The organism is Kribbella sp. (assembly GCF_035655035.1).
Taxonomy (GTDB): Bacteria; Actinomycetota; Actinomycetes; order Propionibacteriales; family Kribbellaceae; genus Kribbella.
The window spans coordinates 1-10398 of the sequence record NZ_DASRVN010000771.1 but is presented as its reverse complement, the minus strand read 5'-3'; the positions used below and the strand labels follow the sequence as shown (position 1 = coordinate 10398).

Genomic DNA, 10398 nt, shown 5'->3' with positions numbered 1-10398 from the left:
CGGCGCCGCGTCCTGCGTGAACGTCCGGTACCCGTCGGCCCGTACGGTCGCCAGCTCGCCGTCGTCCAGGTACACGACCTGGCGGGTGTAGCGGATCAGCGCGGCCGCGTCCGAGGCGATGTGCATCTCGCCGTCGCCGATGCCGAGGATCAGCGGGCTGCCGTTGCGGGCGACCACGATCCGGTCCGGGAAGTCCAGGTCGACGACCGCGATGCCGTACGTGCCCTCGATCCGGTGCAGCGCGGCCAGCACCTTCTCCTCGAGCGTGGCGCCGTCGGCCTGCTCGATCAGGTGCGCGAGCACCTCGGTGTCGGTCTCCGAGCGCAGCTTGACGCCGGCCTCCTCGAGCTGGCTGCGGATCGCCGCGGCGTTGTCGAAGATGCCGTTGTGCACCACCGCGATCCGCTCGTTGCCGCTGGCGTGCGGGTGCGCGTTGTCCTTGCTCGGGCCGCCGTGCGTGGCCCACCGGGTGTGGCCGATGCCGAGCTTGCCGCCGAACCGCTTCGGCAGCGACGCCTCCAGCTCACGGACCCGGCCGGCGTCCTTGTGCACCTTGAGCTCGCTGGACCCGACGACGGCGACGCCTGCCGAGTCGTAGCCCCGGTACTCGAGCCTGGCCAGGCCGTCCACCAGGATGGGCGCGGCCGGCTTGGTGCCGACGTACCCGACGATTCCGCACATGTGATGGTGCCCCTTCGTAGGTTCGGTTGCGCGACCCGGTCAGCCGTAGACGATCCGTCGCAGCTGCCGGGCGGAGAGTTCGGGCGAGCGGACCGGCCAGTGCCGGAGCTCGGTGCCGAGCCGCGCGAAGATCTCGTCGTTGCGGGCGCCGTAGGTCTGCAGCTCACGGTGCCGGCGCCGGACGTACTCCTCGGTCGTCTCGGTGAAATAGGCCAGTACGTCGGCGACCACGCGCCGCGCGACCTCGGCCGGCAGTCCGGTCGTCCGGCTGACCTGATCGGCCAGCTCGTCCACCGGCTCCACGGCCGCCGCCTCAGAGGGCATCTGAGAACCCTGCGCCTACTGCGGGGCACTCGGCACGGCACCTCGCCGCACGGGTGCAAAGGGAACGATGCTCCGCATCGACCCCTTCGCCCCCGCACGCCGATGCACCGCACCGAGCACCTCCTCGCGACGGCGCAGAGTTCTCAGACGCCCTCTGACTGATCACCCGACCACCATGCAGTGTTTCCGGGTCCATGGCAAAGACCCTGCCCGAAATCGGGCAAATTTCCTGCTTTGTCAGGAGTATTCAGAACAGTCGGAGTACGTCGGACTCCATGCCGCGGAGCGCGTCGTAGTCGACGGTCAGGCACTCCAGGCCGCGGTCCGTCGCCAGGAACTGCGCCTGCGGCTTGATCAGCTGGGCCGCGAAGATGCCGCGGACCGGGGCCAGCAGCGGGTCGCGGTTCAGCAGCTCGACGTACCGGGTGAGCTGCTCGACGCCGTCGATCTCGCCGCGGCGCTTGATCTCGACCGCGACGTGCTTGCCGTCGGCGTCGCGGAGCAGCAGGTCGACCGGGCCGATCGCGGTCGGGTACTCCCGCCGTACCAGCGTCCAGCCGTCGCCGAAGGTCTGGACGTGCTCGGCGAGCAGCTCCTGCAGGTGCGCCTCGACGCCGTCCTTGATCAGCCCAGGGTCCTGCCCGAGCTCGTACGAGGTGTCGCTGTGCACCTCCTCGAGCGTGATCCGGAGCTCCTCACCCGCCTTGTTGGTGACGCTCCAGACCCCCTCCTCCTCGGTCAGCTTGCACGGCGGGGACATCCAGTTCAGCGGTTTGTACGACCCGCCGTCGGCGTGAATCAGCACCGACCCGTCCGCCTTGACCATCAGCAACCGCGGCGCCATCGGCAGATGAGCCGTCAGCCGCCCCGAGTAGTCAACAGAACACGTAGCTATCACCAAGCGCACGAGAAAGCACCGTAGTGCACTCGGCGCTTCGGGTGGGAAGGTGGTGAGCATGATGCCGAAGGTGAGCGACGAGGCGGTTGCGGCGTACGACGCGGTGGCGGCCGGGCTGGAGGCGGCCGGGGTGGTCCGGGGGAGCATGTTCGGGATGCCGTGCCTGAAGATCGGCAAGAAGGTGGTCGCGGGGATGTTCGGTGACGCGATGACCTTCAAGCTGCCGCCGGAGCCGCGGGAGCGGGCGCTGGCGCTTCCCGGTGTGGAACAGTTCGATCCGGGTATGGGGAGGCCGATGAAGGAGTGGGTGAAGATCCCGCTCGACCGGTCCGCCGTCTGGGCGGAGTACGCCGCCGAGGCCCTGGAGTACGTCGACCGATGAATCTGATGTGTCCCGCGCGGATCCTGTTGCTGCCCGGTGACGTCCAGCAGGCGGTGGTCGCCGAGCGGGTCGCCCAGGTGTACGCCGGGCCGTTCGAGGCGGCGGCCGGGTCCCGGCTGGCGGAGCACCTCGGCGTGCGGCTCACCGTCGTACCCGAGCTGACCCAGCATCCGGACGCCGAGCTGCAGGCGATCGCTGACCTGCACCGCGGCGAGACCGTCGTCGTCCTCGGACTGGACCTCGGCCTCCGGCTCCCCGCCGTCGTCGAGCACACCGGCGACGGCTGGACCCGGGTTGCCTCCGACAACGAGCTCACCCTGGCCGCGTACGAACAGGCCCCGGACAAGTTCCGCGACACGATCCCCAAGGACCCCAACCAGGCGCTGATCGATCTGCTCGCCGCCCGCCTCCCGCCGGGCGGCCGCGTGCTCGAACTCGGGAGCGGCACCGGCCGGGACGCGATCGAGCTCGAGCGTCGTGGTTACCTGGTACGGCGTACCGACGCGACCCGGGCGTTCGTCGAGATGATGCGCGCCGACGGGTACGCCGCCGACGAGCTGAACGCGCTCACCGACGAGTACGGCGGTCCTTACGACGCGGTGTACGCGAGCGCGGTGTTCCTGCACTTCGACCGGGCGCAGCTGGCCGACGTACTGCGGAGGTCGGCGCGGTCCGCCCCGGTGCTCGCGTTCGCGACCCGGGAGGGTCAGGGGGAGGAGTGGTCGAGCCGGCACCTGGACCTGCCGCGGCACTTCGTGCTCTGGCAGGAGGCCCCGCTGCGGGACCTGCTGACCGCATCCGGGTGGACGGTCGAGCAGCTCGAACGGACGGAGTCCAAGATCGGATCCTGGCTGCAGGTCCTGGCGAGGCGGGCGTGATGCGGGCCGGCGTCGTACTGCTGACCGGCGACGGGCTCGCGGCGATCGAGCGGGTGCGCGACGGGCGGACGTACCACGTGCTTCCCGGCGGGCAGGTGGAGGACGGCGAGAGCGTGGCGGAGGCGGCGCGGCGGGAGGTGTACGAGGAGCTCGGGCTGCTGGTGAAGATCCGGGACGCGGTCGCGGTGGTGCACTTCGGGGACAGTACGCAGCACTACTTCACGGCGGAGGTGATCGGCGGCGAGTTCGGCACCGGCGACGGCCCGGAGTTCGCCAGTACGGCGGAATCGGAGCGGGGAAGCTACCGCCCCGTCTGGCTCGGGCTGGGCGAGCTCACTGAGCGGGACTTGAGGCCCCGCCCGATCGCCGCCGCGCTGCAGGGCGCGCCCGACCCGTGGTGGCTGCTCGACGGCTGGACCGTGACGCCGGTCGTCGTCGACGAGCGCGTGTGAGCTTGACCTCGCCGGTGACGCAACTCATGGGCGGACCACTACCCGGACTGGCATAGTGCACAGCATGGCTCGGGAATTGACGACAGTGGGTGTGGTGGGGCTCGGCACGATGGGCGCCGGGATCGCCGAGGTGTTCGCGCGCCACGGGCTGACCGTGGTCGGCGTCGAGCGCGACGAGGAAGCCGCCGAGCGCGGCCGCGGGCACATCCAGCACTCCACCGACCGGGCCGTGAAGCGCGGCAAGCTGTCGGTCGAGGACCAGCAGGCGCTGTTCGGCCGGGTCACGTTCGCCACCTCGATGGAGGCGCTCGCGGACTGCGACCTGGTGATCGAGGCGGTCGTCGAGCGGCTCGAGCTGAAGCGCGAGATCTTCGCCACGCTGGACAAGATCGTCCGCGAGGACGCGATCCTCGCCACCAACACCTCGTCGTTGTCGGTCACCGAGATCTCGGTCGCCACCCAGCGGCCGCGGCGCGTGGTCGGCCTGCACTTCTTCAACCCGGCGCCGGTGCAGGAGTTCGTCGAGGTGATCAAGACCGTCGTCACCGAGCCGGACGTGGTGGACGACGTACAGGCGCTGGCCCGGCGGCTCGACAAGGTCCCGGTGGTGGCCGCGGACCGGGCCGGGTTCATCGCGAACGCGCTGCTGTTCGGGTACCTGAACCACGCGGTGTCGATGGTGGAGTCCCGCTACGCGACCCGTGAGGACGTGGACGCGGCGATGCGGCTCGGCTGCGGGTACCCGATGGGTCCGCTGGCGCTGCTCGACCTGATCGGGCTGGACACGGCGTACGAGATCCTCGACACGATGTACAAGCAGGGCCGGAACCGGCTGCACGCGCCGGCGCCGATCCTCAAGCAGATGGTCACCGCCGGGCTGCTGGGGCGGAAGACCGGGCGCGGGTTCTACACCTACGAGTCGGCCGATTCGCCGGTCGTGGTGGACGACGAGCACACGCCCTCGCCCGCGGGCGACGACATCGCCGTACGGCCGGTCAAGCAGGTCGGCGTGGTCGGCTCCGGGACGATGGCCGTCGGCATCGTCGAGGTGCTCGCGAAGGCCGGGTACGACGTGCTGTACGTCGCCCGCGGCACAGAGAAGGTGGACCGGGTCCGCGCCGTACTGGAACGCTCGCTGGAGAAGGGCGTGCAGCGCGGCAAGCTGTCGTCGGACGAGCGGGACGCGGCGCTGCGCCGGGTGACCGGTACGGCGAAGCTCGACGATCTCGCGTCCGTGGATCTCGTGATCGAGGCCGTGGTCGAGGAGCTGAGCGTCAAGCAGGCGCTGTTCGAGTCGTTCGACGAGATCTGCAAGCCGCGTGCGATCCTGGCCACCACGACCTCGTCGCTGCCGGTCATCGACCTGGCGATGGCGACCAAGCGCCCGGCGGACGTGGTCGGCCTGCACTTCTTCAACCCCGCGCCGGTGATGCAGCTGGTCGAGATCGTGAGCACCGTCAGCACGTCCGCCGAGGTCGCCGACACGGTCGCCGCGGTAGCCGTTGCCGCCGGCAAGCACCCGGTCCGCTGCGGCGACCGCGCCGGCTTCATCGTGAACGCCCTGCTGTTCCCGTACCTGAACGATGCCGTCCGGATGCTCGAGGCCCACTACGCCGGCGTCGACGACATCGACGCCGCCATGAAACTCGGCTGCCGCCTTCCGATGGGCCCGTTCGCCCTCCTCGACGTCGTAGGCCTGGACGTCTCGCTGGCCATCCAACGCACCCTCTACCTCGAATTCCGCGAACCAGGCTTCGCCCCCGCCCCGTTGCTGGAGCACCTGGTAACCGCCGGCTACCTCGGCCGCAAAACCAACCGAGGCTTCCGCGACTACTCCAACTGAGCGCGCGGACGGGCCGGGCGAGTCGCGTGCTCGCCCGGCCGACCGCCGCCTGGGGTTGAGGCAGCTACCGGCGGCTGTTACTCGTTGCCCTGGAACTGGTGGTCGACCGCGCCGGCCGGGTCCGCGTGACCGCCGGGGCCGTCGTTGGCGGACTCCGTCTCGGTGCCGGGCGTCTCGGACCCGGCCGTACCGGCCGCGCCGTCGGCCACCTCGGTGCCGGGCTTCTCGGCCGTCGGGCCGTCTGCTACCTCGGTGCCCGGCTTCTCCGGCGCGGCCTTGACGGCGGTCGGGGTCGCGGCGGTACTGATCGCAGCGACCCGGTGGACGATCGGGGTGCCGGCCGCGGTCGCCGCCGACGCGGCTCCGGTGCTGACGGCGGCCGCGAGCAAGGCGGCGCCGCTGAAGCCGACGATTCCTGCAGTACGACGTGTGATGCGCATGTTTGTGCTCCAGGTTCTGTGTCGTGACCGGCCGGAGGGCCGGTCTGCGTTCCACTGTTGTCGCCGGTGCCTGGCAAGACTCTGAGGTCACCTGAGAGAACGCCGACTCAGGCCGCGCTCAGTGCCTGCTGGTCAGACTGGAACCGTGCGTGTGCTGGTGGTGGAGGACGAGGTTCGGCTGGCCGAGGCGGTCCGGCGCGGGCTGGTCGCCGAAGGCATCAACGCCGACGTGGTTCACGACGGCGCGGAAGGCCTCTGGGCGGCGAAGGAGATCGCGTACGACGCCGTCGTACTGGACATCATGGTGCCGACGCTCAACGGCTACCGGGTCTGCCGGCAGTTGCGCGAGGACGGGGTGTGGACCCCGGTGCTGATGCTGACCGCCAAGGACGGGGAGTACGACCAGGCGGACGCCTTCGACCTCGGCGCCGACGACTACCTGACCAAGCCGTTCTCGTTCGTCGTGCTGATCGCCCGGTTGCGCGCGCTGATCCGCAGGGGTGCGCCGGAGCGGCCGACCGTGCTGTCGGCCGGCGACCTGCGACTGGACCCGGCCCGCCGGCACGTGACCAGGGGTGCGGACGAGATCGAGCTCACGCCGCGCGAGTTCGGCGTACTGGAGTTCCTGCTGCGGCGGCGCGGCGACGTGGTGAGCAAGGCCGAGATCCTGGAGAACGTCTGGGACGCCCACTACGACGGCGATCCGAACGTGGTCGAGGTGTACATCGGATACTTGCGCCGCAAGATCGACGCGCCGTACGACCGGAGGGCGATCGAGACCGTCCGCGGGATCGGCTACCGGCTGGCGGCCGACGGCGGGTAGCCCCGCGGGCGAATCGGCAGCGTGATCCGGAACAGTGCGCCGCCGAGCGCGGACTCGGTGACGTGCACGGTACCGTCGTGAGCGCTGATCACCTCGCGCACGATCGCCAGCCCGAGCCCCGAGCCCCCGATACTCCGGGTCCGGCTGTCGTCCAGCCGGACGAACCGTTCGAAGACGCGTTCGCGCGCGTCCGGCGGAATCCCCGGGCCGTCGTCGGCGACGTCGATCACCGCGTCGGACCCGTCCTCGTACACACTGATCTCGACCCGGGACGCGGCATACCGGACCGCGTTGTCGACCAGGTTGCGCAGCGCCTGCGCCAGTTGATGGCTGTCCCCACGAACCTGGACCGCGCGGACACTGCCGCCCACGGTCAGCCTCGGGAGGTTCCGCAGCCGGGTTCGCTCCGCCAGGACGAGATCGTCGAGGTCGACGTCCACCCGGACCATCCGGAGGCCGTGCTCGTCGGCCTTCGCGAGCAGCAGGAGGTCTGCCACCAGCCGTTCCAGGCGATCGGTCTCGGCCAGCAGCGTCTCCGTCGAGGCGCCGCTCGCGGTCTTCGGGTTCGCCGCCAGTTCGACCGTGGCCCGCAGCGTCGCGAGCGGGCTCCGCAGTTCGTGGCTGGCGTCGGCGACGAACCGTCGCTGGCTGGCCTGGGCGGTCTCCAGGCGGGTCAGCATCGCGTTCATCGTGACCGCGAGCCTGGCCACCTCGTCGTTCGCCTCCGGGACGGGAACGCGCCCGGAGATGTCGGCGCCGGAGATGTCGGCCACCCGGCGCCGGATCGCCTCGACCGGACGCAGTGACCGGCCGGACAGGACGAACGTCGCGACGCCGACGACCAGCAGGAGGATCGGCAGCCCGCCGGCGACGAGTGCGGCCACCGTCGCCACGGACCGTTCCTCGGGGGCGAGGGACTGACCGACCAGAACGACGTACGGACCGTTCGGCCCGGAGACTCCGATGGCGCTGAGCGTGTAGGACTCCCCGTCGCCGACCGGCAGCGGTTTCCTGGTGAAGCTGAGCTCCGTGCCAGGGCCGGGACGCTCGGGCACCAGTGGCGCCTCGCCGTCCAGTTCGGGTGAGGACGCCAGGACGGAGCCGTTCGGACCGAGGATCTGCGCGACCGACTGTTCACCGGGTCCGGCGACCAGGTTCTGCCGGGGCGCGGACGCCGTACCGGCGGCGATCGGCGCGGCGATCGCCCGGGCGCGCTGGACCGCGGCCGTCTGGGCTCCCTGGGCCAGGGAACGGTCGAGCATCCAGACCAGCACGGCAGCGGCCGCGGTCAGCGCGAGCGCGACGACGATCACCGACGCCATGGCAGAGCGCAGGCGTACGCCGGCATGCCGCCGCCACAGCCCGATCGGCGTGGTCCGGGCCCGCGGTCGTCCGATCGCCGCCACCTTTGCAGCGTACGGCGGGATTCCGCGGCAGCCCGGGTCCGCTCAGCAACCGCTCAGCGGGGGACTACGGCTCCATTTCGGCGTAGTCGCCGCAGGGGCCGCCGCCCAGGGCTTCGGGGAGGACTGTTTCCCGGTGGTCGGGGCGGATGAGGGGGTTGTAGAAGGAGGCGATCTCGACGCTGTCCTCGGGGATGTAGTGGAAGATCAGGGCGCGGCGGAAGCGGTCCGGGGTGGAGTTGGGGCGGGAGCCGTGGACGACGCTGCCGTGGAAGAACAGGACGTCGCCGGCCGTCATCTTGGTCTGGACCTTGGAGAGTCCTTCGGGTACGGCGACCTGGGCGTTGCTGAACGACTCCGACAGGTCGGCCGGCTCGGGGCAGAGCAGTTCCGTGCGGTGTGAGCCGGGGACGACCTGGAGGCCGCCATTCGCGGAGTCGACGTCGTCGATCGCGATCCAGGCCGCGAGGCAGGTCTCCGGGTCGGCGCGCAGGAACGTGTTGTCCTGGTGCAGCGCCTGACCGCGAGCGCCTGGCGGCTTGAAGTAGAACATCGACTGGGCGCCCAGCGGCGGGCCGATCAGGGCCTGGACGACATCGAGGATCCGGTCGTCGAGCATCAGCTCGAGCGCGATCGCGCCGGCCTCGGTGTCGGTCCGCCGGTGCGGATGCACGAACCGCGGGTACTTCTTCAGCGGGTCGTCGTCGGGGACCCCGTCGTCGTGGGCGAGGGAGAGGTCCGCCTCGACCTGCTCCATGTAGACCGTGCGGATGCGCTCGACCTCGGCGGGTTCGAGCAGCTGCGGGACCTGGACGATGCCGTCCCGCTGGTAGACCTCGGCGACTGTCATGCCTCCAGGATCGGCCGCGGTACGCCGTACCAGCGATAGTCTATCGAGCTGTGAACCTTCGATATCCTGCTGAGTCGCCGCATCCGACGGTGCGCCGGCTGGTGGTCGGTGAGTTCGACGAAGGGCCTGAGTACGCGACGTACCGGCGGCGCGGGACCACCGACTGGCTGCTGGTCCAGACGCTCGACGGACAGGGACGATTCGGTCAGATCGCGGCCGTACCGGGCAGTGTGACGCTGGTCCGCCCGGACACCCTGCACGACTACGCGACCGTCGGCGAGCGCTGGCACTTCCTGTACAGCCACATGCACCCGAAACCCGACTGGCTGCCCTTGCTCGACTGGCCGGAAGTTGCCCCCGGCATCGTCCAGTTGCACCCGGCGCAGCCGACCTTCGACCGGATCGCCGACCACCTGCGGGACGCCGTACGGCATCAGCACAGCGTTCTCCCGCAGGCTGAGCAGCTGAGCGCGAACTCGCTCGAGGCCGCCCTGCTCTGGTGCGACACCCAGAACCCGAAGGCGGTCCAGATCGACGACCGCCTGCTGCGCGCGATCGAGCTGATCGACCAGGACCTGACCGCGAACCTCGACGTACCGCGGCTGGCAAAGGCGGTGAACCTGAGTGTCTCGCGCTTCGCGCACCTGTTCCGCGCGCAGCTCGGAGTCACCCCGCAGCAGTTCGTCGAGCACCGCCGCCTCGACGCCGCCGCCAGCCTCCTCGAACTCACCAGCCGCCCGGTCGCCTCGGTCGCCGCCCAGGTCGGGTACGCCGACCCGCTCTACTTCGCGACCCGCTTCCGTCTACACACTGGATCAAGTCCCACCGCCTACCGCAAGAGGTCATGAGGGTGTCTGGGAGCCCTGCGCCTACTGCGCGGCGCTCGGCGGGGCACATCGCGGCGTTGGAGGACGAGGCACGGAGAACCCCACTCCGAGCCTCGTCCTCCGCCTTGCGCTGCACCCCGCCGAGCACCTGCTCGCGACGGCGCAGAGCTCCCAGACACCCTCTAGAGTTCTCCGCATGAGAACGCGTGCTGTCGTGGTGGGGCTGGCTGTGCTGGCGGTCGTGGGGCTGGGAGCTTGTGCACCGGCGGACAACAATTCGTCCGGTACGTCGACGCCGTCGGGCGCGGACGCCTGCGCCAAGGACAAGCTGGCCGTGCAGAAGGCGGGTACGTTGACGGTCGGCACCGACAAACCGGCGTACGAGCCGTGGTTCAGCAACAACGACCCGAGCAACGGCAAGGGGTACGAGTCGGCGGTCACCTATGCGCTGGCGAAGAAACTCGGGTTCGCCCAGGCCGAGGTGAAGTGGCAGACGGTGCAGTTCAACACCGCGTTCGCGCCCGGCCCGAAGGCGTTCGACCTGGACGTGAACCAGGTGTCGATCTCGGAGGAGCGCCGCAAGGCCGTCGACTTCTC

General features: G+C 70.3%; 12 protein-coding genes and 1 pseudogene. 7 read left to right on the top strand and 6 right to left on the bottom strand.

The genetic code is table 11. The features are described 5' to 3' along the window. The 3 genes and pseudogenes from VFF46_RS39255 to nucS all read right to left on the bottom strand — a co-directional run. Positions 1-681 (bottom strand): annotated as a pseudogene (locus tag VFF46_RS39255) (glutamine--fructose-6-phosphate aminotransferase); the annotation flags it as partial. Positions 682-720: 39 nt separating this feature from the next. Further along, positions 721-1005 carry a hypothetical protein gene (locus VFF46_RS39250; protein WP_325042358.1) on the bottom strand — a complete coding sequence of 95 codons (285 nt, stop codon included), beginning with the start codon at positions 1003-1005 and terminating at the stop codon, positions 721-723. A gap of 247 nt (positions 1006-1252) precedes the next feature. Further along, positions 1253-1912, bottom strand: coding sequence for an endonuclease NucS (gene nucS / locus VFF46_RS39245; protein ID WP_325042357.1), 660 nt, complete (start codon positions 1910-1912; stop codon positions 1253-1255). 49 nt (positions 1913-1961) lie between these two features. Between nucS and VFF46_RS39240 the strand changes: the two genes are divergently transcribed. From VFF46_RS39240 to VFF46_RS39225, 4 genes are all read left to right on the top strand, one after another. Continuing rightward, positions 1962-2285 carry a hypothetical protein gene (locus VFF46_RS39240; RefSeq protein ID WP_325042356.1) on the top strand — a complete coding sequence of 108 codons (324 nt, stop codon included), beginning with the start codon at positions 1962-1964 and terminating at the stop codon, positions 2283-2285. Next, entirely contained in the window at positions 2282-3163 is an 882-nt protein-coding gene (locus VFF46_RS39235; protein ID WP_325042355.1) for a class I SAM-dependent methyltransferase, read from the top strand. The genes VFF46_RS39240 and VFF46_RS39235 overlap by 4 nt, the downstream gene beginning before the upstream one ends. Then, positions 3163-3615, top strand: coding sequence for an NUDIX hydrolase (locus VFF46_RS39230; RefSeq protein ID WP_325042359.1), 453 nt, complete (start codon positions 3163-3165; stop codon positions 3613-3615). Before VFF46_RS39235 ends, VFF46_RS39230 begins: the two co-directional genes overlap by 1 nt. Before the next feature lie 64 nt (positions 3616-3679). Beyond that, positions 3680-5458 carry a 3-hydroxybutyryl-CoA dehydrogenase gene (locus tag VFF46_RS39225; RefSeq protein ID WP_325042354.1) on the top strand — a complete coding sequence of 593 codons (1779 nt, stop codon included), beginning with the start codon at positions 3680-3682 and terminating at the stop codon, positions 5456-5458. 77 nt (positions 5459-5535) lie between these two features. On the opposite strand, the gene VFF46_RS39220 is transcribed toward VFF46_RS39225, so the two are convergent. Next, a complete protein-coding gene (locus tag VFF46_RS39220; RefSeq protein ID WP_325042353.1) occupies positions 5536-5898 on the bottom strand; it encodes a hypothetical protein in 363 nt (120 codons plus the stop codon). Between the two features lie 145 nt (positions 5899-6043). Between VFF46_RS39220 and VFF46_RS39215 the strand changes: the two genes are divergently transcribed. Next, entirely contained in the window at positions 6044-6721 is a 678-nt protein-coding gene (locus tag VFF46_RS39215; RefSeq protein ID WP_325042352.1) for a response regulator transcription factor, read from the top strand. Here VFF46_RS39215 and VFF46_RS39210 read toward each other — a convergent pair. Both VFF46_RS39210 and VFF46_RS39205 read right to left on the bottom strand, forming a co-directional pair. After that, a complete protein-coding gene (locus VFF46_RS39210; protein WP_325042351.1) occupies positions 6694-8127 on the bottom strand; it encodes a sensor histidine kinase in 1434 nt (477 codons plus the stop codon). The two genes, VFF46_RS39215 and VFF46_RS39210, sit on opposite strands and share 28 nt — an antisense overlap. A 64-nt stretch (positions 8128-8191) precedes the next feature. After that, positions 8192-8974 carry a phytanoyl-CoA dioxygenase family protein gene (locus VFF46_RS39205; RefSeq protein WP_325042350.1) on the bottom strand — a complete coding sequence of 261 codons (783 nt, stop codon included), beginning with the start codon at positions 8972-8974 and terminating at the stop codon, positions 8192-8194. A 50-nt stretch (positions 8975-9024) separates the two neighbouring features. Here VFF46_RS39205 and VFF46_RS39200 point away from each other — a divergent pair, with 50 nt between their 5' ends. After that, positions 9025-9822, top strand: a complete 798-nt coding sequence (locus VFF46_RS39200) for a helix-turn-helix domain-containing protein (RefSeq protein WP_325042349.1) — start codon at positions 9025-9027, stop codon at positions 9820-9822. A gap of 175 nt (positions 9823-9997) precedes the next feature. Then, a partial coding sequence (locus VFF46_RS39195; protein WP_325042348.1) for a transporter substrate-binding domain-containing protein occupies positions 9998-10398 on the top strand: 401 nt, incomplete at its 3' end.